24 protein-coding genes are annotated in these 22,761 nt (G+C 71.2%); 10 read left to right on the top strand and 14 right to left on the bottom strand.

Annotated elements, in window-relative coordinates:
* On the top strand, positions 1–768 hold the full coding sequence (locus tag BUB97_RS02885) for an acetyltransferase (RefSeq protein ID WP_338141768.1): 768 nt from the start codon (positions 1–3) through the stop codon (positions 766–768).
* Between the two features lie 100 nt (positions 769–868).
* The gene (locus BUB97_RS02880; protein ID WP_245818162.1) at positions 869–2,023 is read left to right on the top strand and encodes a DegT/DnrJ/EryC1/StrS family aminotransferase; all 1,155 of its coding nucleotides are present in this window, start codon (positions 869–871) and stop codon (positions 2,021–2,023) included.
* A 29-nt stretch (positions 2,024–2,052) separates the two neighbouring features.
* On the opposite strand, the gene BUB97_RS02875 is transcribed toward BUB97_RS02880, so the two are convergent.
* The 3 genes from BUB97_RS02875 to BUB97_RS02865 form a co-directional block, all read right to left on the bottom strand.
* Entirely contained in the window at positions 2,053–2,799 is a 747-nt protein-coding gene (locus BUB97_RS02875) for an ABC transporter ATP-binding protein (RefSeq protein ID WP_073131280.1), read from the bottom strand.
* Positions 2,800–2,804: 5 nt separating this feature from the next.
* Complete coding sequence (locus BUB97_RS02870) at positions 2,805–3,647, bottom strand: ABC transporter permease (protein ID WP_073131279.1); 843 nt, start codon at positions 3,645–3,647, stop codon at positions 2,805–2,807.
* Between the two features lie 104 nt (positions 3,648–3,751).
* The gene (locus BUB97_RS02865; protein WP_073131277.1) at positions 3,752–4,213 is read right to left on the bottom strand and encodes a hypothetical protein; all 462 of its coding nucleotides are present in this window, start codon (positions 4,211–4,213) and stop codon (positions 3,752–3,754) included.
* Between the two features lie 297 nt (positions 4,214–4,510).
* Between BUB97_RS02865 and BUB97_RS02860 the strand changes: the two genes are divergently transcribed.
* The gene (locus BUB97_RS02860; RefSeq protein WP_175562543.1) at positions 4,511–5,896 is read left to right on the top strand and encodes a lytic transglycosylase domain-containing protein; all 1,386 of its coding nucleotides are present in this window, start codon (positions 4,511–4,513) and stop codon (positions 5,894–5,896) included.
* 84 nt (positions 5,897–5,980) lie between these two features.
* Here BUB97_RS02860 and BUB97_RS02855 read toward each other — a convergent pair whose 3' ends face one another.
* The 4 genes from BUB97_RS02855 to BUB97_RS02840 are packed head-to-tail and all read right to left on the bottom strand — an operon-like array spanning position 5,981 to position 9,360.
* Positions 5,981–6,799: a MetQ/NlpA family ABC transporter substrate-binding protein gene (locus BUB97_RS02855; protein WP_073131274.1), complete on the bottom strand. Its 819-nt coding sequence runs from the start codon at positions 6,797–6,799 to the stop codon at positions 5,981–5,983.
* A gap of 16 nt (positions 6,800–6,815) precedes the next feature.
* Entirely contained in the window at positions 6,816–7,616 is an 801-nt protein-coding gene (locus BUB97_RS02850) for a MetQ/NlpA family ABC transporter substrate-binding protein (RefSeq protein ID WP_073131273.1), read from the bottom strand.
* 17 nt (positions 7,617–7,633) lie between these two features.
* Entirely contained in the window at positions 7,634–8,299 is a 666-nt protein-coding gene (locus BUB97_RS02845) for a methionine ABC transporter permease (RefSeq protein ID WP_073131271.1), read from the bottom strand.
* Positions 8,296–9,360: a methionine ABC transporter ATP-binding protein gene (locus tag BUB97_RS02840; protein ID WP_073131593.1), complete on the bottom strand. Its 1,065-nt coding sequence runs from the start codon at positions 9,358–9,360 to the stop codon at positions 8,296–8,298. The genes BUB97_RS02845 and BUB97_RS02840 overlap by 4 nt, the downstream gene beginning before the upstream one ends.
* Positions 9,361–9,628: 268 nt before the next feature.
* Here BUB97_RS02840 and BUB97_RS02835 point away from each other — a divergent pair, with 268 nt between their 5' ends.
* Together BUB97_RS02835 and BUB97_RS02830 are read left to right on the top strand one after the other, a co-directional pair.
* Positions 9,629–10,747 (top strand): NAD(P)/FAD-dependent oxidoreductase, encoded by a 1,119-nt coding sequence (locus BUB97_RS02835; protein ID WP_086061869.1) that lies wholly within the window; start codon positions 9,629–9,631, stop codon positions 10,745–10,747.
* Positions 10,744–11,718: a threonine ammonia-lyase gene (locus BUB97_RS02830; RefSeq protein WP_073131267.1), complete on the top strand. Its 975-nt coding sequence runs from the start codon at positions 10,744–10,746 to the stop codon at positions 11,716–11,718. The genes BUB97_RS02835 and BUB97_RS02830 overlap by 4 nt, the downstream gene beginning before the upstream one ends.
* Before the next feature lie 36 nt (positions 11,719–11,754).
* Here the strand turns inward: BUB97_RS02830 and BUB97_RS02825 are convergent, their stop codons facing one another.
* A complete protein-coding gene (locus tag BUB97_RS02825) occupies positions 11,755–12,282 on the bottom strand; it encodes a cupin domain-containing protein (RefSeq protein ID WP_175562542.1) in 528 nt (175 codons plus the stop codon).
* Between the two features lie 66 nt (positions 12,283–12,348).
* The gene (gene moaB / locus BUB97_RS02820; RefSeq protein WP_073131263.1) at positions 12,349–12,888 is read right to left on the bottom strand and encodes a molybdenum cofactor biosynthesis protein B; all 540 of its coding nucleotides are present in this window, start codon (positions 12,886–12,888) and stop codon (positions 12,349–12,351) included.
* Positions 12,889–13,080: 192 nt separating this feature from the next.
* Here moaB and BUB97_RS02815 point away from each other — a divergent pair, with 192 nt between their 5' ends.
* Positions 13,081–13,341, top strand: coding sequence for a hypothetical protein (locus tag BUB97_RS02815; protein ID WP_139281289.1), 261 nt, complete (start codon positions 13,081–13,083; stop codon positions 13,339–13,341).
* Between the two features lie 33 nt (positions 13,342–13,374).
* On the opposite strand, the gene BUB97_RS02810 is transcribed toward BUB97_RS02815, so the two are convergent.
* A complete protein-coding gene (locus BUB97_RS02810; RefSeq protein ID WP_073131591.1) occupies positions 13,375–14,934 on the bottom strand; it encodes a sulfatase-like hydrolase/transferase in 1,560 nt (519 codons plus the stop codon).
* A gap of 94 nt (positions 14,935–15,028) precedes the next feature.
* Here BUB97_RS02810 and BUB97_RS02805 point away from each other — a divergent pair, with 94 nt between their 5' ends.
* Complete coding sequence (locus BUB97_RS02805; protein WP_073131259.1) at positions 15,029–16,003, top strand: Bug family tripartite tricarboxylate transporter substrate binding protein; 975 nt, start codon at positions 15,029–15,031, stop codon at positions 16,001–16,003.
* Positions 16,004–16,026: 23 nt separating this feature from the next.
* Here BUB97_RS02805 and BUB97_RS02800 read toward each other — a convergent pair whose 3' ends face one another.
* From BUB97_RS02800 to BUB97_RS02785, 4 genes are read right to left on the bottom strand one after another with little or no spacing between them, the layout of a single operon-like run.
* Positions 16,027–16,710 carry an alpha/beta hydrolase gene (locus BUB97_RS02800; RefSeq protein WP_175562541.1) on the bottom strand — a complete coding sequence of 228 codons (684 nt, stop codon included), beginning with the start codon at positions 16,708–16,710 and terminating at the stop codon, positions 16,027–16,029.
* 38 nt (positions 16,711–16,748) lie between these two features.
* The gene (locus tag BUB97_RS02795; RefSeq protein ID WP_073131255.1) at positions 16,749–18,476 is read right to left on the bottom strand and encodes a cation:proton antiporter domain-containing protein; all 1,728 of its coding nucleotides are present in this window, start codon (positions 18,474–18,476) and stop codon (positions 16,749–16,751) included.
* A gap of 55 nt (positions 18,477–18,531) precedes the next feature.
* Positions 18,532–19,434 carry a DMT family transporter gene (locus BUB97_RS02790; protein ID WP_073131253.1) on the bottom strand — a complete coding sequence of 301 codons (903 nt, stop codon included), beginning with the start codon at positions 19,432–19,434 and terminating at the stop codon, positions 18,532–18,534.
* A gap of 18 nt (positions 19,435–19,452) precedes the next feature.
* Positions 19,453–19,839, bottom strand: a complete 387-nt coding sequence (locus tag BUB97_RS02785; RefSeq protein WP_086061845.1) for a PH domain-containing protein — start codon at positions 19,837–19,839, stop codon at positions 19,453–19,455.
* A 204-nt stretch (positions 19,840–20,043) separates the two neighbouring features.
* Between BUB97_RS02785 and BUB97_RS02780 the strand changes: the two genes are divergently transcribed.
* The 3 genes from BUB97_RS02780 to BUB97_RS02770 all read left to right on the top strand — a co-directional run bounded on the left by BUB97_RS02780 (position 20,044) and on the right by BUB97_RS02770 (position 22,688).
* Positions 20,044–20,736, top strand: coding sequence for an SIMPL domain-containing protein (locus tag BUB97_RS02780; RefSeq protein ID WP_086061844.1), 693 nt, complete (start codon positions 20,044–20,046; stop codon positions 20,734–20,736).
* A 65-nt stretch (positions 20,737–20,801) separates the two neighbouring features.
* Entirely contained in the window at positions 20,802–21,776 is a 975-nt protein-coding gene (locus BUB97_RS02775) for a Bug family tripartite tricarboxylate transporter substrate binding protein (protein ID WP_073131249.1), read from the top strand.
* Between the two features lie 48 nt (positions 21,777–21,824).
* Positions 21,825–22,688: a DMT family transporter gene (locus BUB97_RS02770; protein ID WP_073131247.1), complete on the top strand. Its 864-nt coding sequence runs from the start codon at positions 21,825–21,827 to the stop codon at positions 22,686–22,688.
* The last annotated feature ends 73 nt before the right edge of the window (positions 22,689–22,761 follow it).

Here is a 22,761-nt window from a genome sequence, read left to right as displayed (position 1 = left end):
GTGCCGGCATTCCATTGGTGGACAGCGGTAGGACAGGCGGAGCGGGGCGACAAGGCGGGTGGTGCATGCGATCCTGGGCATCCGCCATCCTCTCCGAACAGCGCCCGGAGCCGCCTCTTGTCCGATCTGCCGCGTTCCGCCCTTCCGCGCGTCGTGATCGTGGGAGCAGGGGGCCATGCCAAGGTCGTCATCGAGGCCCTGCGCGCAGCTGGTTTTCCGCCGCCCTTGGGGCTCGTCGATCCCCATCCTCCCGGTCCCACTGTTATGGGCGTAACGGTTCTCGGGGGGGATGAGATGCTGCCCCGGCTGAAGGCCGAAGGGGCGGAGGCTGCGGTGGTCGCCCTCGGCGGCAATGCCCTCCGCCTGCGCGTTGGCGATCACCTCGTCTCCATGGGCTATGCGCTGCCTGTTCTGCTGCACCCGGCCGCCCAGATCTCCCCAAGTGCCCGGGTGGCGGAGGGCGCCGTGGTGATGGCCCGCGCCTGCATCGGCCCCGATGCCACCCTCGGCCGCCTCGCCATCGTGAACACCAATGCGGTGGTGGAGCATGACAATGTCATCGGCTCCGGCGCCCATGTCGCGCCCGGCTGCGCGCTGGCGGGCAACGTGACCCTGGGCGACCGGGCGTTGCTGGGAGTGGGTTCCGCCGTCCGGCCCGGCATCACGATCGGGGCGGATGCTGTGGTCGGCGCGGGCTCCGCCGTGGTGCGGGACGTGCCCGCGGGGGCGCGGGTGGGCGGCGCGCCCGCCATGCCGCTGAGGCGATGAGAATTCGGGGATTTCCCCTGGTGCCCAAAGCCGGAACACGCTGTATGGGGCTATCAACTGTTTCGCCGGCGAGAGGGCCGGTCACGGAGGCGCAGTCACCATGAGCGGTGCGATGAACCCGGCTCAGCCAGAGCGGCCGGCGCGCCCGGCGCAACCGGTCATTCCCGTCTACCGCCCGGACCTGTCGGGCAATGAGCGTGCCTATGTGCTCAACTGCATGGACAGCACCTGGATCTCCTCGATCGGCGCCTATATCGGCAAGTTCGAGGCGGCGATCGCGGGCATCACCGGGGCACGCCATGCGGCGGCGGTTTGCAACGGAACCGTTGCCCTGCACCTGCCCCTTCACTGCATGGGAATTGGCCCGGGCGACGAGGTGATCGTTCCCGCCTTCACCTATATCGCCTCGGTCAACACCATCGCCCAGACCGGGGCCACGCCGGTCTTCGCGGAGAGCCGCGCCGGGGATTGGCTGCTGGATCCTTCGGATGTCGAGCGCCGGATCACGGCGCGGACCAAGGCCATCATGCCAGTGCATCTGTATGGCGCCGCCTGCGACATGGCCGCCATCATGGAAATCGCGCGCCGCCGCGGAGTGCGGGTGCTGGAGGACGCGGCCGAGGCGCTCGGCACCACGATCCATGGCAAGCATGTCGGCACCTTCGGCGATGCTGGCAGCTTCTCCTTCTTCGGCAACAAGACTGTCACGACCGGTGAGGGCGGCATGGTCGTGACCGATGATGACGAGTTTGCCGCGCAGCTCCGGCAGGTGAAGGGGCAGGGCCAGTCCCTCACGCGCCGCTACTGGCATGAGGTGCTGGGCTTCAACTACCGCATGACGAATATCTGCGCGGCTATCGGCCTGGCCCAAACCGAGCGTCTGCCGCAGATCCTGGCGGCCAAGCGCCGGCTAGCCACCTTCTACAAGGAGACGCTGGCCAGCCTCCCCGTGACCTTCCAGCGGCCGATCGAAGGGGTGGAGAGCGCGGATTGGCTCGTCAGCCTGCTCCTCCCGCGCGGCACGGACCGCGACCGGCTCATGGCCGAGATGCAGGCGGCCGGGGTGGAGACGCGGCCCGTCTTCTACCCCGCCCACCACATGCCGATGTACCGGAGCGAGGAGCACTTCCCGGTCGCGGAGGACATCGCCGTGCGGGGCATTTCGCTGCCGAGCTTTCCCGCCCTGACCGATGACGAGCTGGGACGGGTCTGCGAGACGCTGAGGAACGCGCTGCGGCAACAGGGCAAGGCCTGAGCCGGAGGTGGGAGGGGGCTGCCCCCTCCTCAGCCGGCCTCGGCGAGCATCTCGTCGACGATCGGGTCCACGGGCCCGTCGGCGAGGATGCGCCCGGCATCCAGGCGGATGGCGCGGGTGCAGAGGCGGCGGACGATGTCCATGTTGTGCGTGGCGATGACCATGATGTCGGCGCCGGAGATGAGGGTGTTCAGCCGTGCCTCGGCCTTGTCCATGAAGGAGGCGTCGCCCGCCATGAACCACTCGTCCATGAGCAGGATATGGGGCTGCATGGCGGTGGCGATGGCAAAGGCCAGCCGGATGGACATGCCGGCGGAGTAGCCCTTGATCGGCACGTCGATGAATTCGCCGAGGCCGGCGAAATCCACCACCTCCTGCTCGAGGGCCGCCTGGCCGGCAGCATCGAGGTTCCGGTAGAGGGCGCGCAGGCGGATGTTCTCCCGCCCCGTGCTGTCCTGGTCCATCCCGGCAGCCGGGTCGATCAGGGAGCCGATGGTGCCCTCGATCCGCAGATGACCGCCCACCGGTTCATAGATGCCGGCCAGCGAGCGGAGCAGGGTCGTCTTGCCCGCGCCGTTGCGGCCGATCAGGGCCACGCGCTCGCCGGATTCGATGCGGAAGTTCAGGTCGCGCAGGGCGCTGACCACCACCCGGTTCGCCTCGTCGGTCCGCACGCGCACGGCCGCCCGGGCCAGCAGGCTCTTCTTCAGGCTGCGCGCGGCCAGGTGGTAGAGCGGGAACTCGACCCGCAGGTCCTTCGCTTCGATGAGCGCCATGTGGTTCAGACCCAGAAGGCCAGACGCCCGCGGAAGCGGACGAAGAAGGCAAGGGAAACGGCCCCGAGGGCGAGCGTGTAGAGAATGGCCGCCAGCCAGACCAGCGGCTGGCCCCCGCCTTCGACCAGCGGTCCGCGCACGGTCTCGAGCACGGCATAGAAGGGATTCAGCGGCAGCCACACGGCCGCCTCCTTCAGCAGTTCGGGCTTCCACAGGATGGGAGTGAGGAAGAAGGCGAGCTGCATGACGTTCGCCACGATCGGGGCGATGTCGCGGAAGCGCGCACAGATCATGCCGAGAAGCACCGAGGCGAAGAAGGAATTGGCCAGCAGGATGGCCAGGCCCGGCACGGCCAGCAGCGCCTCCGGCCCCGGCAGCTGGCCGAAAACGATGAAGGCCAGCGGGATCAGCGGCAGGCTGTGCGCCGCCGTCAGCCCGTTGCGGAAGACGCTGCGCAGCGCATGCACGGTGAAGGGCACGCGAAGCTGGCGGATCACCCCCTCGGCGCTGGTCATGGTGGTGCAGGCATCCGTCACCATGGCCGAGATGATGTTCCACACCACCAGGCTGACCGTCAGATGCGGCAGGTACTCGGCCAGGCTCAAGCCCAGGAGCCGGGAGTAGAGAAGCCCAAGCCCCACCAGCATCAGAAGGGTCGAGAGCGTCATCCAGAAGGGGCCGATGACCGAGCCACGGTAGCGGTTCCGCAGGTCCAGCCGGGCCAGCGCCCAGGCCAGCCGCCAGGAGGCGAAGCCCCCCCGCAGATCCTCGCGCGCCACCTCCACCCGGCGCGGCGCCGCCGCGTCGAACACGTAAACGTCCGGATCGGAAAGGGGACCTGCGAGCATCGCGCGCGCCTATACAACGGCGAAGACCTACAGGGCCAGTGGCCGGGGGAGGTCAGGGCCTGTGGGACATCTTGTGGGAGGACCGGCTGTCGAGTGCCGGGAAGCTAGTCTGCTGCGCGCTCGGCCACCACGTTCTCGCCTTCCGTGCCGCTGGCGATGGCGAGGACGGGCCCGGATCCGGCCAGCCGGGTCAGGGCGGGGCTTCGGCCTGGTGGAGCGATCGTCACCCGGTCCCCGGCCCGCAGCGCCTCCGGATTGGCCTGGACGAACTGGAGGTCCTGGCCGCTGTCGCTGCGCACCGTGATTTCGATTTCCGTGAAGCTGCTGCGCGCGATGCGAGGGGCGCTCGCCGGCCCCATCCCGAGGCCTTCTCCCCGCACCAGGAGGGGGCGGGTCCCGATGACGGTGCCCCGGCTGGCCGCCTCCGCCTTGCCTGCCGTGGTGGCCGGGGCCGGTGAAGCGTCTCCGCTGGTCCCTTGCGGCGCACAGGCCAGGAGCCCCGCGCCCAGGAGGGAGATCGCGAGCGCAGCGAGGAGAAGCGGGACGGCGGGGGAACGGGCCTTCATGAATACTCCTCCGGGCCGCTCTACTGGGCCGGGCAGATGGTGCGCCACCCTTCGCCCGACCAGCCTCCGGCCGCAAGCCGGCCCGCCGCTCCCCTCCTCACATCGTCACATCGTCGCCCGCGCCGCCGCGTGGCCGCAAAGTCTCCTTGCCGTGGCCGCAAGCATCCGTTAGCCCTGGCAGTGCGACAGTTGATCGCGACCGGCGGGAGCCGGCGGTGCCGCGTGGGGACGTGGCGCCGAAGTCTTCCGCGCTTGGCTGGGCAACCGGCCAGGTCACAGGACAGGGGGTTGAGGGGGATGATCCTGATCGCTCGGGGCGCATTTGTGCCTGGCATGCGGCGGGGCGCGCGGGCGCTGGCAGCAGTGTCCGTGATGGCGGCGCTGGCGGCCTGCAGCAGCCAGCCGGAGACGGGCCCCATCACCAGCGCCCGCTCCACGGCCGCCAGCCGGCCCACCAGCTACGATCCGCCCGGCCCGGCTTCCGACCCCTGGGGTCCTTATATCCGCGAGGCCTCGTCGCGCTTCGACGTGCCGGAGCGCTGGATCCGCGAGGTGATGCGCCAGGAGAGCGGCGGGCGACTGACCGCGACCTCCCGCGTCGGCGCCATGGGCCTGTTGCAGCTCATGCCCGGCACCTATGCCGAGCTCAACGCGAAGCATGGCCTGGGGGACGATCCTTACCATCCCTGGGCCAACATCATGGCGGGCACGGCCTACATCCGCGAGATGTACGACCTCTACGGCTCGCCGGGCTTCCTCGCGGCCTATAACGGCGGCCCGCGCCGGCTGGAGAACTATCTCTGGTCCGGCGGGCGCATGCCCGAAGAGACCCGGAACTACGTGGCTCGCATCGGGCCCCGCATCCAGGGCGCCCATCCCACGCGCCGTGCCCCGGATGAGGTCTACGCGGCCGCCGATATCGGCCTGAACCCGCCGTCGCGCCGCACCGGCGATCCCTCCACCATGCTGGCCCTGCGCGAGCAGCGCCGTGCCGTGGACCCGGGTGTGCAGCCGACCCGCCTGGCGGGCACGGTTATCCGCATGGAGCCCATCCCGGATGGCTCGACCTATGCCTCTGCCGCGGCGCCGGCCGCGGCGCCTGTGCAGACGCAGCTCGCCTCGCTCGGTCCGAACGTGATCCGGATGGAGCCGATCCCCGATGGCTCCACCTACACGCAGGAGCCCGCGCCCGTCGTGGTAGCCCGGATGGACCCGATTCCGGATCCGCCAGCTTCCAGCCCGGCACCCTCGCCCTCGCGTCCCATCACCTTCGCTTCCGCGGAGGCCCGCCCGCCCGTGGCTGAGCCCACGGCGCGTCGCGGCGGCTTCGGCTTCCTCGTCGCTCCGGCCCAGGCGGGCACCCTGCCCGCGCCGATGACGCGCCAGAATGGGCTGCCGCCGGGCGTGATGCGTGCCGGCGTGTCCTCCGCGCCGGCTGCCTCCGGTGGCTGGGCGATTCAGGTCGGGGCCTTCGCGAGCGAGAACCTCGCCCGCGATGCCGCCGGCCAGGCCCGCAGCGGTGCCGGCAACGGGCAGGCGGCCGTCACGCCCGTTTCCCAGGGCCGCAGCATGCTCTACCGCGCCCGCGTGGTCGGCCTTTCCCGCGATGCTGCCCAGTCCGCCTGCGATCGCCTGCGCACGCGGGGCAACTGCATGGTCATCTCCCCCGACGCCCAGAGCTGACGACGAGACCAGACAATAAAGGCCGGGCGTCACCGCCCGGCCTCAAGCATAGGGAGGCCGGGGGAAACCCCGGCCTTTCTCGTTTCAGGCGCCCGACACGACCGCGCCGCCGAAGGTCTTCTCGACATAGGCCTTCACCGCCGGGTCGGCATAGCCAGCGGCCAGCTTCGTGGCCCATGGCGCCTGCGCATCGGCCCGGCGGACCACCACGAGGCAGGTATAGGGATTGGTCCTGGCCCCCTCGGCGGATTCCGTCACTAGGCTGTCGCGCCCGGGCTGCAGCCCCGCCGGCACGGCGTAGTTGCCGGTGATGGCCGCGGCATCCACGTCCTCCAGCGCGCGGGCGATGGTCGCGGCCTCCAGCTCGACGATGCGGATGCGCTTCGGATTCTCCGTGATATCCGCGACCGTGGCACGGAAGTCGGCACCCTGACGGAGCTTGAACAACCCGGCCTCGGCCAGCAGCACGAGCGCCCGGCCGCCATTGGTCGGGTCATTGGGAATGGCGACGCGGGCGCCGCTGGGCAGGTCGGCCAGCTGGCGGACCTTGCGGCTGAACACGGCCATGGCCGTCAGCACGGTCTTGCCCACGGGCACGAAGTCATAGCCACGCTGCTGCTTCTGTGCGTCCAGGAAGGGCTGGTGCTGATAGGTGTTCGCGTCGAGCTCGCCACCCTGCAGCGCGACATTGGGCTGGATGAAGTCGGCGAACTCCGTGATGCGGACAACGAAGCCGTCCTTCGCCAGGACGTCCCGCACCTGCTCGAGCACCTGGGCATGAACACCCGAGGTGACGCCGGCGCGGAGCGGGCGGGCGGCGGTGCCGATGGCGGCCGCCTGGGCAAAGGCGCCACGGGCCAGGACGAGGCCGGGCGCGGCGAGGAGGAGGGAGCGGCGGAGCATGAAGGCGGTTCCTCTGTCAGAAGGCGGGGAGGGCGGAGCCCTGGAAGGTGGCCTGCACGAAGGCCTTCACCTCGTCGTTCTGGTAGGCCGCGACGAGGCGCCGGACCCAGGGGGCGTCCTTGTCCTGCTGCCGGACGGCGATGAGGTTGGCATAGGGGCTGTCGGCACCCTCGATGGCAATGGAATCACGCACGGGGTTCAGCCCGGCATTCAGGGCGTAGTTCGTGTTGATCGCCGCCAGTTCCACCTCCTCCAGCGCGCGAGGAAGCTGCGCGGCCTCCAGCTCCACCACGCGGATGCGGCGCGGATTGGCGGTGATGTCCACCACGGTGGCCGTATGGTCGGCCCCCTCCTTCAGGGTGAAGAGGCCCGCCTTGGCGAGCAGCACCAGGGCCCGCCCGCCATTGCTCGGGTCGTTCGGAATGGCCACCCGCGCCCCGGCCGGCACGTCCTGCACGGATTTGTGGCGGCGGGAATACAGGCCCATGGGGAACACCATGGTCTTCCCCACCTCGACGAGCGGAAGGCGGCGGTCCCGCACGGCCGCATCCAGGAAGGGGCGGTGCTGGTAGGAGTTGGCGTCCAGGTCCCCGGCCGCGAGCGCCGCGTTGGGCTGGATGTAGTCGGTGAACTCCACCACGCGGATCACCAGCCCGTCCCGGGCCGCGATTTCACGCACCTTCTCCATCACCTGGGCATGCGGCCCTGCGGTGACGCCCACCCGGAGCGGGCGCTGCGCCGTGCCGATGTCCTGCGCCCAGGCGGCCGCGGGGGCGAAGGCGGCCAGGGCCGCGAGGGTACGACGAGTGACCGGCATTGTTCTTGTCCCGTGTGTCAGCGCCGGCTGAAGCGCCGGACGAGCCAGTCGCCCAGGGATTGCAGGCCCTGAACGAAGAGAATGAGGATGGCGACGACGGTGGCCATCACCTCCGGCATGAAGCGCTGGTAACCGAAGCGGATGCCCAAATCGCCGAGCCCGCCACCGCCGATCGCACCCGCCATGGCGGAGTAGCCGACAAGGCCCACGAGGGTGACCGTGATGGCCGCGATCAGCCCGGGCAGCGCCTCGGGCACCAGAACGCGGGCCATGATCTGGGTGCGGGTGGCGCCCATGGCCCGGGCGGCCTCGATCACGCCCCGGTCCACCTCGCGCAGCGCGTTCTCGAACAGGCGGACGATGAAGGCGGTGGCGGCGAGGGCCAGCGGCACCAGCGCGGCGGTGGTGCCGATGGAGGTTCCGGCCACCAGCCGGGTGAAGGGCACGATCGCCACCATCAGGATGATGAAGGGCGTGGAGCGGACGGCATTCACCAGCAGCCCGATGGGCCGATTGATCCAGCCATTCGGGTGAAGCCCGTCCGGCCCCGTGGCATGCAGCAGCAGGGCAAGGGGCAGGCCGACGACCACGGCGATCACCGCGCCGCCGAAGGTCATCAGCAGGGTCTGCCAAGCGGCCTCGATGAACAGGTCCGTCAGTGCGGGCGGCAGCCAGGGGATCATGCCGGGTCCTCCCCGATCTCGGAGACGTCGAGGCCGAGGCCCCGCATCCAGGTGATGGCCTCAGCGATGGCGGCGGGTGGCCCGTAGGCGGCGAGCGCCATGAGCCCATAGGGCTCGCTCCCGATCGCATCGATGCGGCCGGAGACGATGTTCAGGTCCAGCCCGAAACGGCGCGAGGCCTCGCTGACCACGGCGCGGGTGGAGGAAGGGCCGGCGAAGAGCACCTGCAGCAGCCGCCGCTCCTCGCCCGCCCCGGGTGCCGGAAGGCGGGCCACGGTACCGGGTGGCACCACATGGCCGATCACCTCGGAAACGAAGCGGCGGGTGGTGGCGTGGGCGGGGCGGGTGAAGACGTCGAAGACGCGGCCCTGTTCGATCACCTGGCCCGCCTCCATCACGGCCACGCGGTCGCAGATGGCCTTCACCACGGCCATCTCATGCGTGATCAGCAGAACCGTCAGGTCCAGCCGGTCGCGGATGGAGCGGATGAGGGCGAGGATCTCCTCGGTTGTCTCCGGATCCAGGGCGCTGGTGGCCTCGTCGCAGAGCAGGACGCGCGGGCGCGACGCGAGGGCGCGGGCGATGCCGACGCGCTGCTTCTGCCCGCCCGAGAGCTGGGCGGGGTAGTGGTCCCGCCTCGCCTCCAGCCCGACCAGGGGCAGGAGCTCCGCCACCCGGGCATCCCGCTCTGCCCTGGAGACCCCCGCGATTTCCAGCGGGAAGGCGATGTTGCCGGCCACCGTGCGGGCGGAGAGCAGGTTGAAGTGCTGGAACACCATGCCGATGCCGCGCCGGGCCTCCCGCAGCGCGGCCTCATCCAGCCGGGTCATCTCCTGACCGAGGACGGTGGCGGTGCCGGAATCCGGTCGCTCCAGGAGGTTCACGCAGCGCAGGAGCGTGGATTTGCCCGCCCCAGAGCGGCCGACGATGCCGAAGATCTCGCCCGGCGCGACATCCAGGGATACCCCATCCAGCGCGCGCAGCGGCGTGCCGCGGCCGCGGAACTCGCGAACCAGCGCGTGAAGGGAGATGGCCGGCTCCTGGCCGGTGCGGTCGGACATGGGCGAAACCCGAAAGGGGGAGGGGGCGGTCAGGCCCGCGGGGTCTGCCACGAAAGGGCGGCGTGCGAAATCCAACATGCCGCGACGCTGTCCCGCGCCATGGAGCGGGCGGGCCGGGAGCGTTCCCCGCGATGTCGCCGCACGGAGCGCAACGGCTTTGTCCTCAGTTACGTCGTGGTTTGGATTTTGGCACATAATTCGATTGTGCAATGCTGTCAACGCGGGGGGCGGGTTGCCCGCTGCCGGGTCACGCCGCACCATGCCGCCCATGGATATCCAACGCTTCGAGGCGCTGGTGGTCGGCGCCGGAATCGGCGGCGCGACGGCCGCGGCCCATCTCGCCCCCACTCGCCGCACGGCGCTCCTCGAGGCCGAGGAGAGCGCGGGCTATCACACCACCGGCCGGTCGGCGGCCATCTGGATCCTCAACTACGGCACGGCGGACGCGCAGCTCCTGACCGCGGCCTCCGGCGACTTCTTCCGCCGCCCGCCGCCGGGCTTCTCGGAAACGCCGCTCATGGCGCCCCGGCCCGTGGTCCACCTGGCGCCGCCAGACCAGGTGCCGGCGCTCGAGGCGCTGATGGCGCGTGGCGAGGGGATCGAACCGATCACGCCGGAGGCCGTACGGGAGATGGCCCCGGCCCTGCGCCCGGGCTACGCCGTCGCCGCCGCGATCGAGCGCAACGCCTTCGACATGGATGTCGCCGCGCTGCATGCCGGCTTCCTCCGCCAGGTGAAGGCCTGCGGCGGCGTTCTCGCCCTCCGGCAACGGGCCGGGCGCATCTGGCAGGAAGCCGGGCTGTGGCACGCCGAGACGAGCGATGGCACCGTTTTCGCCGCCCCCGTGCTGGTGAATGCCGCCGGCGCCTGGGGCGACGAAGTGGCGCGGATGGCTGGCGTGGCCCCGCTCGGGCTGCAGCCGAAGCGCCGCACCGCCCTCATCGTCGATCCCGCGCCGCATGATGTGTCGGACTGGCCGCTGCTCGGGGACGTGGCCCATAGCTGGTATGCGCGCCCCGAGGCCCGCAGCAAGCTGATGGTCTCCCCCGCCGACGAGACGGATAGCGACCCGATGGACGCGCAGCCGGACGAGCTGGACGTGGCCATCGCGGTGGACCGGTTCGAGCAGGCACTGGACATCCCGGTGCGGCGGGTCGAGCATCGCTGGGCCGGGCTGCGCACCTTCACCCCCGATCGCAGCCTCGCCATCGGCCCGTCCGGCACGCCCGGCTTCTTCTGGAACTGCGGCCAGGGCGGCTATGGCATCCAGACCGCCCCGGCGGCTGGGCGGCTGCTGGCCCTGCTGGTGAACGAGCAGGATCCGGAAGGCATGAGCGACATCGTGCCGATGGTCGATCCGCGCCGTTTCGCGAAGGATTCCGCATGAGCGCCCTGCCCACCCATGATGACGTCCGCGCGGCCGCCGAAAGGCTCGCGGGGCGTGTGGTCCGTACGCCGATGCTGCGCCACCCCGTGCTGGACGCGCTGACGGGCGGCACCATCCTCGTGAAGCCCGAGCCCCTGCAGCGCACCGGCTCGTTCAAGTTCCGCGGGGCCACCAACGCCGTGCTGCGCCTGGCCGCGGAGAAGCGGGCTGGCGGGGTCGTCACCCATTCCTCCGGCAATCACGGCCAGGCCATCGCTTGCGCCGCCGCCTCCGAAGGGGTGAAGGCGCTGATCGCGATGCCGCAGGATGCCCCCGCCATCAAGGTCGAGAGCACCCGCCGGTGGGGTGCCGAGATCACCTTCTTCGATCGCCTGACCACCGATCGCGACGCCCTGGCGAACCGGCTGACCGAGGAACGGGGAGCGACCCTCATCCCTCCTTTCGACCATCCGGACGTCATCGCGGGACAGGGCACGGTGGCGCTGGAGCTGGTCGAGGATGCGGCCGCCGCCGGCCTCCGAATGGATGCGCTGGCCGTCTGCACGGGCGGTGGCGGGCTGGTCGGCGGCTGCGCCCTCGCTGTGGAGGGCGCGAGCCCCGGCACGCAGGTCTTCGCGGTCGAGCCGGAGGGGTGGGACGACACGGCGCGCTCCCTGGCGGCCGGGCAGCGGGTGCGGGCGGATGGGAAGGGATCGACCTTCTGCGACTCCCTCCTTTCCATCACGCCGGGCGAGATCACCTTCGCGGTGAACCAGCCCCGCCTGGCGGGCGGCGTGTCCGTCACGCCCGAGGAGGTGCTGAACGCCATGCGCTTCGCCTTCGATCACCTGAAGCTGGTGGTCGAGCCCGGGGGCGCGGTGGCGCTGGCCGCCGTCCTGGCGGGGCATGTTCCGGCCAGGGGACGGACCGTGGGCGTGGTGATCAGCGGGGGCAATGTGGACCCGGCCGTCTTCGCCCGTTCCTTGGCCTGATCGGGCGCGGAGGGCGCGGGCGCCCTCCGCCCGGGCTCAGGAATAGCCCTTGTTGCGGTGGTCCCTGGCGGCCTCTTCTTGGCTTTCGGCATCGACCTGCGAGGTGTTGGAGCCCCCGCCAGATGCACCACCCGGCGAACCACGCAACGCATCACCGGAATTGCCCGATCCACCCTGGCCCCCGGCGGGCTCCTGCCCCTCGGCCGGGCGGAAGTCGAACGCGCCGCCCTCGCTTTGCCAGCTCTGCACCGTCAGCACCCTGGCGCCGCCCTTGCTCTCATGCGGGCCATGCACCACGCCCTTGGCATGGGTGAGGAAGGCGCCGACGCCCAGCGTCTCGCCGGCGTCGATCAGGTCGCCCTCCAGCACGTAGTGCATCTCCTCCCCGGCATCGTGGAAGTGGGCCGGGATCTTGCCGCCCGCGGGCAGATGCACGATGGAGGTGACAACTCCCTTCGCCCCGTCCTCATTGAGGATCTGGATCCGGAAATCACCGGTCGCCCCGGGGATCTCGAAGGGCACGGCCTCGCCCGCCTGACCCATGCGCAAGCCGCTTCCAGCCATTCCAGCCTCCATCCGTTCGAGCGGATCGAACGTGGCGCCGGAAGCAGAAGTTGCCAGGGGTGCGCCTCAGGCCGCGCGCAGATGCTCCAGCAGCCGCGGCATCAGCTCCACCAGGTTGCAGGGGCGGAAGCGGGAATCCAGCTGGTGGACCAGGATGTCGTCCCAGGCGTCCTTCACCGCCCCCGTGCTGCCCGGCAGGGCGAACAGATAGGTGCCGCCCGAGACCCCGCCGATGGCGCGGGACTGGATCGTGGAGGTGCCGATCTTCTGGTAGCTAAGCATCCGGAACAGCTCGCCGAAGCCGGTGATCTCCTTCTCCAGCACCCGCGCGAAGGCTTCCGGCGTCACATCCCGCCCGGTGATCCCCGTGCCCCCGGTGGTGATCACACAATCCACCTTCAGATCCGCGATCCAGCGGCGTAGATACGCCTCGATATCGGCCGCGTCGTCCCGAACGATCGCACGGTCCGCCAGCCGATGCCCCGCCGCCTCGATCCTCGCAGCCAGCGTGTCGCCGGACCGGTCGGAGGCAAGGTCGCGCGTGTCGCTGACCGTCAGCACGGCGATGTTCACGGGCAGGAAGCTGCGGCTTTCGTCGATCGGCATGGGGGGCTCCTCGTTGGGCTGCATATAGGCATGAAGGCCGGATGACGAGCGGTGACGCCTCGTCATTCCCAGGCGGCCCGGCAGGGCGGTTCCGGATCAGAAAATGGGATAGGATCCAGGGATGATACGCCCCTTCGCGACGGGCCGCGGCCATGGCAGGGTCCCCACCGGCGCGCATGCAAGGAGACTCGAATGCCCAGGTTGTTGGACATCCTTGGCTTTGTGGCCTTCGTCCTTGGCGCGGTGGCCCTGGCGATTGCCGTCTATATCCTGCTGGCCGGTGTCATCGGCTGGAATCCGTTCAGCCGGGGAAGGCCGCCCATCGCCGGGGCGAACACTATGCTGGTGATGAGCGCGGCCGGGCTGCTGCTGCTGCTGGCCGGCGCGCTCCTCGCGCGCGCCGCGGCCAAGGCCCAGTGGCGGCGCGAGATCCAGGCGACCGTCGCGCCCTGACGGAGGAAGGCGGGAGGCCCCGCCTTCCCCGCATCACCACTCGCCCAGGAAGACCCCGGCGCGCTTGTGGCTGTCCGTCCGAAGCTCCGCCTCCGCCCAGGTGATGGTGGTGCGGCGCTTCAAGCCCTGGAACCAGGCCAGCAGCCTTTCGCGCATGGCGCGGCACACCTCCCCCATCGCCGGGTCGGCGCCGAGGTCGTTCAGCTCGCCCGGATCGGCGGCAAGATCGAAGAGCATCGGCCGCAATCCGTCGGTCCAGTGGACGTATTTCCAGCGCTCGGTCCGCACCATCCAGGCATGGTGATGCCCGGTGGGCAGGCCCAGGCGGCGGCGGGCCCCACGGAAGGTCCAATCCAGCTCCGAGAAAGCAGCATCGCGCCAGGCCACCTCCTGCCCGCGCGTGAGCGGCAGGAGGGACCGTCCGTCAATCAGGTGCTCGGCGCGGTCCAGGCCAAGCGCGTCCAGGATGGTGGGCACCACGTCGATGGCCTCGGCGAAGCGCTGTTCCACCCTGCCGCGCGTGGCATCCGCCTCCGGTGACGGATCGTAGAGAAGGAAGGGCACGCGCTGGATGCAGTCGTGGAACAGCTCCTTCTCGCCGAGCCAGTGGTCGCCGAGATAGTCCCCGTGGTCTGAGCAGAAGACGACCATCGTGTCCTTCCACCGCCCCAGCCGTTCCATCGCCTCCCACACCCGGCCGAGATGGTGGTCGAGCTGCGCGATCAGGCCCTGATAGGCCGGGCGCACGGTCGCGATCGTCTCGTCGCGGGCGAAGTTCTGCGCCACTTCCTCGTTCTGGAACTCACGCAGCACGGGATGCGCCTCGGGGCCCCGCTCCGCCGCGCCGCGCACCACGGGCAGGCAGTCCTCGGGTCCGAACATCGCGTGGTAGGGGGCGGGCGCGATGTAGGGCCAGTGCGGCTTCACATAGGAGAGGTGCAGCACCCAGGGATTCTCCCCCTGCTCCTCCATGAAGCGGATGCCGACATCGGTCGTGTAGGCCGTCTCGCTATGCTCCTCCTTCACGCGGGAGGGGAGGCGGGCATTGCGCATCTTCCAGCCGGATTCCGGCCCCTGCGGACCGTCCACGGCGATCACGTAATCCGTCCAGGGGTCGGGGCTGTCATAGCCCTGGGCACGGAGCCAGTCGGCATAGGCGGAATCGGGCTCGCCGTGATGCCCGTCATGCCGGTCCACCAGGGTGAACCATCCCTCGTCCAGCAAGGCCTTCAGGTCATGCTGGCCGTCGAGCTGCAGGCGCTTCATCCCGCGCGCGTCCGGCAGCACATGCGTCTTGCCGGCCAGGGCCAGGTTGCGCCCGGATTCGCGCAGGTGCCAGCCGAGCGTCACCTCCCCCACGGAAAGCGGCACGCGGTTATGCGTCGCGCCGTGGGAGGAGACATAGCGGCCGGTGTAGTACGACATGCGCGAGGGGCCGCAGATGCCCGATTGCACATAAGCCTGGGCGAAGCGCACGCCCCGCGCGGCCAGCGCGTCGAGATTCGGGGTGGGCAGATGCGGATGCCCCGCGCAGGACATGTGATCCCACCGGAACTGGTCCGCCATCACGAACAGCACGTTGCGAATGGCCATGCCGGCCTTGTCCTCCCCCAATCTCCGCGGCGAGGGTAGGGCGGCGGAAGAGCCGGCGGTAGGCCGGCCGGCAGGAAAGGGAGGGGGACGTCGCATGACGGTCAGCAGGCGGCTCGTGGGGCTGATGACGCTCGGGGCGGCCTTGCCGCGCCTCGCAGGGGCCCAGGGAGAGGTGACGCGGATCATCGCCGCCTTCCCGCCCGGCGCGGCGCTGGACGGGGTGGCGCGGTTGCTGGCCGATGGCGCGGCGCGCGGTGCGGACGGGCGCCCCAGGGGCACCGTGGTGGTGGAGAACCGCGCCGGGGCCAATGGCAACATCGCCGCCGCGGCCATGGCGCGCGCTCCGGCCGATGGCCGCACGCTCCTGCTGGCGATCGACACCACCTTCACCCTTAACCCGCATCTCTATGCCAATCCCGGTTTTGAGCCGCGCGACCTGGAGCCGTTGGCGATCGCCGGCACCTATCCGGTGGCGCTGCTGGTGCATCCCTCCACCGACATCACGGACCTTGCGGGCTTCATCCGCGCCGCACGCGAGCGGCCCCTGCTCTACGCCTCCGCCGGCAATGGCTCGCCCGGGCATCTCGCCATGGAGTTCCTGCGCAGCCGCCTCGGCCTGCCGCCCGGGGCGCTGGAGCATGTGCCGTTTCGCGGCAATGCCGAGGCGATGACGGATCTCCTGGCCGGGCGGGTGGCCGCGGGCTTCATCGCCGTGTCCGGCGGCGCCGACTTCGTGCGGGACGGGCGCCTGCGCGCGGTCGCCGTCTCCGGCCCCAGCCGCCTGGCGATGCTGCCGGACACGCCGAGCGTCGCCGAAGCCGGGCATCCCGGCTTCGACGTGCGCTTCGCCTATCTCCTCATGGCCCCGCGTGGCGTGCCGATGGAGATCCGCCGGGATTGGGCGGCGCTGGTCTCCGCGGTGCTCGCCGAGCCCCTCACGCGTCAGCGCCTGGCAGGATGGGCCGTGGAGCCGGAGGCAGGCGGCCCCGACGAGGCGGCCGCCTGGATCGCGGCCGCGCATGCCCGCTGGGGCCAGGTGGCCCGAGAGGCCGGCATGCGGATCGGCTGAAGCGGGGGCAGCAGGGGCATTCCTCAGCCCGCCGCCCAGGCTGAGATCCGGTCTGCCGCATCTTCCCAACCGGCATCCAGCATCAGCAGGTGCCCCGCCCGTGGAAGGAATTCGGCCGCGGCGCCGTGCCAGCGGGCGCATCGCTCGACCGCATCGCGCGGAATCAGCCGGTCATGCGCCGCGCCGAGCACGAGGATGCGGCGGCCATGTACCCAGCCCGGCGTCACGGGTTGCGGCATCTGGGCCTCCAGCAGGGCCGCCGGGGATTCATGCCCCAGCCGCGCGGCGAGGCGCTGGGCCGCCGCGGCCTCCATGTCCGGCCCGAACAGCCCGCTCAGCACGGCGGGGGAGGGCTCGCCCGGACCGGCCATCTTCGCCACCTCGCCCCAGAGCGCGGGGTCGGAGGCGGCCAGGTGGGCGTTGGACCACCAGAGCCCTTCCGGCGGCACGGGCGCGAGCAGGGCGGCGCCCCGCACCGCGGGGTGGTCGAGAAGGCGCTGCGCGATCAGCGCGCCGAGGGAATGACCGACCAGCAGGGCCGGGCCGGCATCCAGCACCGCCCGCACGGCGCCCGGGCGGTCGGACAAGGTGCGGCCATGCAGGGGCACGGCCAGGCCCGCATGCCCTGCTTCGGCGAGGCGCTGGCCGAAGCCCTCCGCCCAGACCCAGGGGCCGGAGGCGGCGCCGTGCAGGAGGATGACAGGCAAGCCTTGCCGGGTTCCCGCCGGCGGATCGAAGCGCAGGGTCAAGCGCCGAGCCCTGCCACCGCCGCATCCGCCACGCGTCGCTTGCGCAGCACATCCACGGTGGCCTGTGCCGTGGTGGAGGCGACCCCCATCCGCTGCAGCGCGAAATCGGCGATTCCGAGCGCCACCTCGCGCTCGCCCATCACCGCCAGCCCGGTCGAATCCTGGTCATGCAGCCAGTCCACCTCGGAATCCTGATGGGCCCGCACCGTGACGACGATGCCGGGATTCGCGGCGCGCGCCAGCTCCACGATTCGCCGTGCCTCCCAGGCCAGGGGCAGGGTCACGATCAGCAGGCGGGCGCGTTCCGCATGGGCCGCCTCCAGCATCTCCGGCTGGGTTCCATCCCCCCACAGGACCGGAACGCCCTGGCCGCGGAGCATCTCCGCGCGCTTGCGGTCATCCTCGATCACCAGGAAGGGCAGGTTGTGGCGGCGGAGCGCGGCCGCGACCAGCACGCCCACCCGGCCATAGCCCACCAGGATCGCGTGGTTCTCCAGCCGGGGCAGGCTGGGCACGAAACGGCCCTTGCTGTCGCGCGCAGGGAGGACCCGGCCTCGCATCCGCGAGGCCACAGCCATGAGGGCGCGGTAGGTGAGGGGCATGAGCAGGATGGCGCCGAAACTGCCCAGCAGGATGGGGCCGCGCAGCGCCGCCGGCAGGATGCCCTGGCCAATCGCGAGCTCCATCAGCACGAAGGAGAATTCGCCGATCTGCGCGAGTGCTGCGGCCACCGTCGCGGCGGTCTTCGGCGGGATGCGGAGCAGGACCAGCAGCAGGAAGGTCGCGCCCCCCGTGCCGAGCAGCACCACGGCCAACGCAAGCAGCGAGGTCAGGGGGGCATCCAGAACCGTCAGCGGGTTGAGCAGCATGCCCACCGACACGAAGAAGATCGCCGCGAAGATCCGCTGCAGGGGCAGGGTTTCGGCCGCCGCCTGGTGGCCCAGGTCGCTTTCGCCCAGCACCACCCCGGCGAAGAAGGCGCCGAGCGCGAAGGAGACGCCGAACAGGGTGGAGGCCCCGAAGGCGACACCCAGCGCGACCACCACGACCGACAGGGTGAACAGCTCGCGCGAGCCCGAGCGCGCCACCAGCCCCAGCCCCCAGGGCAGGATGCGCCGCCCCACGAGCAGCATCAGCGCCATGAAGGTGCAGAGCTTGGCGATCGCGATCAGGATGGCCCCGCCGATCCCATCCTCCTGCCCACCCGCGGCGGCGGGGACGAGAACCAGCCCCAGCACCACCAGCAGGTCCTGCAGGACGAGCCAGCCCAGGGCGATGCGCGCGGCCTCTCCGGAAAGCTGGCCACGCTCCTCCAGCGCCCTTGTGGCGACGGCGGTGGAGGCGATGGCGAGGGCGAGGCCGAAGACGAGCGCGGGGCCGAAGCCGAGGCCGGGCAGGGCCATGCCCAGCGCCGCCCCCAGCAGCATGCCGATGGCCACCTGCGCCGTCGCGCCCGGCACGGCCACGCGCCAGACCGTGAGGAGATCCTGCGGGCGGAAATGCAGCCCGACGCCGAAGAGCAGCAGGCCCACGCCCACTTCCGCCAGGGTGCGGGTGAAGGCGCCGTCGATGATCAGGCCCGGCGTGTTCGGCCCGATCGCCACCCCCGCGACGAGGTAGCCAACGAGTGGCGGCATGCGCAGCGCACGCGCCCCAAGCCCGAAGGCGAAGGCGAAGGCCAGGCCGAGGACGAGGCTGGCGAGGAAGGGCGGCGCGTGTTCCATCGAGGGTTGTTTGTCGCAGCCGAACCGTTCCAGGGCCAGACCCGATCGGCGCGGTTCAGCTCAGGACGACCAGCACCACGCTGGAGACGATCAGCAAGGCGCCGACGGCGTCCCGGGCCTTGAGCGGTTCCTTCAGGTACCAGCGGCCGAAGGCGAGGGTGAAGACGATCTCCACCTGCCCGACCGAGCGCACCAGGGCCACGGGGGCCAGGGCGAAGCCGGTGAACCAGCAGGCCGAGCCCATGGCGGAGAGCAACCCCACGGGTGCCGCGTTGCGCCAGTTCCGGAACACCGCACCCACCGAGGCCGGCTCCCGTGCCATCAGCCAGCCTCCCTGCATGACGGTTTGCATCATGTTCGTCACCACCAGGGTGCAGAGCGCGCCCAGCACCGGATCCGGCGCGGCGAGATGCTGATTTGCCGCCCGGATGGCGATTCCGGTCAGGCCGAAACAGGCGCCGGCGGCGATGCCGCACAGCGCGGCGGGCTGCGCCGTGGCCCGCAAGGCCTGCGCGATGCTGCCGACCTGCCCCGCCATGGAGAGCCACAGCACCGCGCAGACGCCCAGCGCAACGCCGGCCCAGGCGAGGGGCGACAGATGCTCGCCCAGCAGCACCATGGCGAAGACCGCGCCCTGCAGCGCCTCCGTCTTGGAATAGGCGGTGCCGACGGCGAAGCCGCGCGGCGCGAAGGAGGCGATGAGGAAGACGGTACCGAAGATCTGCAGCAGTCCGCCGAGGGCGCAGAGGAAGAGGGCCCAGGCCCCGAAGGCCGGCAGCGTGCCGCCTGTCGCCCACCACCAGGTGCCGAGCAGCGCAAGCCCGGGCGGCACGCCGTAGAGATAGCGCACCACGGCGGCGGCATTGAGGGAAAGCGCGCCGCGCAGCTTCTGCTGGAGCGCCGTGCGCCAGCATTGGAACAGCGCGGCCGACAGGGTGGCGGCCAGCCAGAGCGGCATGGAGTCGGTAGCCGCGTGCTAGCCGCGGACCCGTTCCGAAAGAATCCGGTGCGCCTCGGCCGCTGCGCCGCCGCCACGGCGGAAGCTGAAGGACCAGGGTGCGTCGGAGGCGCGGTCCCAGATCTTCAGCTCGTCGTCCAGCTCCAATGTCCCCCCGGTCTCCAGCGAGAAGCGCAGCACCGAGCGGTAGGGAATGCTGACCACCTCCGTCTTCGAGCCGGTGACGCCCTGGCGGTTCACCAGCATCAGGCGCCAATCCGTCAGGGCGAAACCGTCCCGCACCGTGCGGAACGCCGCCAGGACCGTCTCGCCGGGGAAGAGGGACTCCACGAAGCGTTCGCCGAGCGCCTCGGGCTCGATTCGGCCTGCATCGCCCGTGACGGCGCCCAACAGCTTGCCCAGCATCGCTTTCTCATTGCTCCGTGAGGCGGGAAAGGCCGCCCGTCGCGGCGAGCCTAGACCAGCACCATCGGTCCCGCAGCCCCGGGGGGACCGTTTCGTGGGGGAGATCGGCCCCGAGGGGGGAAGGCGATCACAAGCGCGCGCCGCCGCTGTCCGGGCACCGTGCCGCCCCATCTCCGCCGCACCAACACGGAAAGGATCACCGGCATGAGACGCACCCTCCTGATGTCCCTCCTCGCTCTCCCGCTCCTGGCCGGCGCGGCCACGGCGCAGCCGGCGGCCGTGTTCCCGGGCCCCGGAACCCTCCTCCGCCTGGGTGAATCCGCCGAGGTGACGCGCGCCCCGGATGAGGTCGTGGCCAATCTCCGGTTCGAGGCGCGCGAGTCCTCGGCCGCCGGCGCTCAGGCCACGGTGAACCGGACCATGGCGGCTGCCCTGGAGACGGCCCGCGGCGTCCAGGGCGTCACCGCCTCCACCGGCGCCTATCGCACCTGGCGGCAGGAGGATCCGGCGCGCTGGGTGGCCTCCCAGACCATCAATCTCCGTGCGAAGGACCAGGCGGCGCTGCTGGAGCTGGCCGGGACCCTGCAGTCCCGCGGGCTGGTAATGGGTGGCATCCAGCATGGGCTGACGCGCGACACGGCCCGCGGCGCGCGGCAGGAGGCTGCCTCCATGGCGCTGGACGCCCTGCGCCGGCGGGCCGAGGCCGTGGCCGCCCAGATGGGCCAGCGCGTGGAGCGGATTGCCGAGCTTCAGCTGGAAGCCCCGGATGTCGCGCCGCCTCGGCCAATGATGGCCCAGGCCATGGCGGCGCGCGCCGCGCCCGCGCCGGTGGCGCAGGTGGAGGACATCGTGGTGACCGCCATGGTCCAGGCCTCGGTGGTGCTGGCCCCGAACTGAGCCCCGGTTGACGCCGGCGGGGCAGGGCGGGAGCGTCCGGGCAAAGACGCCCGAAGGATTCGCCCATGCCCCGCCCCGCCACCCTGTTCGGCGCCTTCGCGCTTGGCCTCGCGGCCGTGCTGCCATCGGCATCGCCCGCCCTGGCCCAGGCTCAATCCCAGCCGCCGATCCGCCTGATCGTCGGCTTCCCGCCCGGGGGCGGCATCGACCTCCTCTCCCGCGTGATGGGGGAGGGGCTGGCCGCCCGGCTGGGGCGCACCGTGGTGGTGGAGAACCGCACGGGCGCCGGCGGGAACATCGCCGCCGATGCGGTGGCCAAGGCCGCGCCGGACGGCAACACGCTGGGGGCGGTGCCCGCCGGGCCGCTGGTCATCAACCGCCACATCTATCGCAGCATGCCGTTCGATCCGCTGCGGGACTTCACCCCGATCAGCCGCTTCGCCGCCATTCCCGTGGTGTTCATGGCGGCGCCGAATTCCGGGATCACGGATATCGCCTCCCTGCGCAGCGCGCTGGAGAAAGGGCCGCTGCCCTGTGGCACGCCTGGCGCCGGGACCACCCAGCACTTGGCCGTCTCGCTGCTGATGCGGGAGCTCGGCCGTGAATGCACCATCGTGCATTACCGCGGGACCGGGCCGGCCCTGCCGGACCTGCTGACCGGCACCATCGCCCTGTATACCGACACGGTGGTGACGGGCCTGCCCCCCACCCGGGACGGGCGGGCGCGGGCGGTCGCGATCGCCTCTCCCACCCGCTCCGCCCTGGCGCCGGATGTGCCGGTGGTGGCGGAAAGCGTGCCGGGCTTTGTCGCGGAAACCTGGCTCGCCCTGGTCGGCCCGCGCGGCCTGCCCGAGCCCGTGGCCGCGAGGCTGGAGGAGGCCATGATGGCCCTGGCGCGCGACCCCGCTGTGGCCGCGCGGCTGCGGGAGCTGGCCTCGGAGCCGGTGGGCTCGACCCGGGCCGAACTGGCCGAGACGATCCGTGCGCAGGATGCCATCTGGGGCCCCGTGGCGAAGGCGGCGAACGTGACCGCCGACTAAGGCTGGGCGGGAGGACGGGGCGGGCCGCGCATGCCATAAGCCCGCCCGATGTCCCCCATCCTCGCCGGCCTGCTGCTCCAGTTCTCGGCCATCGCCCTTTTCGTCGCGCTGGACACGGTGACGAAGATGCTGACCGCCGATTACCCCGTGCCGCAGATCGTCTTCATGCGCTTCGTCTTCCACACGCTCGTCGTGGCGCTGGCGCTGCGGCTGGCCATGGGGCGCCTTCCCTGGCGCAGCCGCGCGCCGGGGCTGGAGGTGGTGCGGAGCCTCGCGCTGCTGCTGGCCAATGTCCTCTTCGTCGTGGCGCTCTCCTACATCCCGCTCGCGGACGCCTCCGCCGTCACCTTCGCCTCCCCCATCTTCACCGCGGGCCTGGCCGCCCTGGTGCTGCGCGAGGTGGTGGGGCCCCGCCGCTGGGTCGGCATCGGGATCGGGCTGGTCGGGGTGATGATCGCGCTGCGCCCGCCCTTCCTGACGGGCGAGATGCCGCATTGGGCGCTCTTCCTCCCGCTCGGCACCGCGGCCTCCTTCGGCGTGTACCAGATCCTCACCCGCAAGCTCTCCGCGGTGGATGGGCCGAGCACCATCATCCTCCATACCGGCCTGGCCGCGGGCGCGGTCGCGGGGCTGGCCCAACCCTTCGTCTGGCAGGCACCCTCCAGCCTGGCCTGGCTCCTCATGATCCTGGCTGGCGTATTCGGCTCGGCAGGGCATTACCTGCTCATCCAGGCCTATTCCCGCGCCCCCGCCAGCATCCTGGCGCCGATGACCTACACCCAGCTGATCTGGGCCACGCTCTCCTCCGCCCTCATCTTCGGAGACCCGCCGGATGGCTGGACCCTGCTCGGCGCGGCGGTGATCGCCTCGGGCGGAATTGTGACCGGCTGGCCGGAGCGGCGGCGCGCCTGACGGGCCCGGCCCCCGGTTGACCGGACCCGGTTGACCCGACCGGCGACCCGACACAGCCTGCGCCCGTTCAACG

Origin of the sequence: Muricoccus roseus, assembly GCF_900141905.1 — a bacterium.
GTDB classification, from domain to species: domain Bacteria; phylum Pseudomonadota; class Alphaproteobacteria; order Acetobacterales; family Acetobacteraceae; genus Roseomonas; species Roseomonas rosea.
Note: the sequence above shows the minus strand (reverse complement) of the source record. Positions and strands in the feature narration are given on the sequence as shown.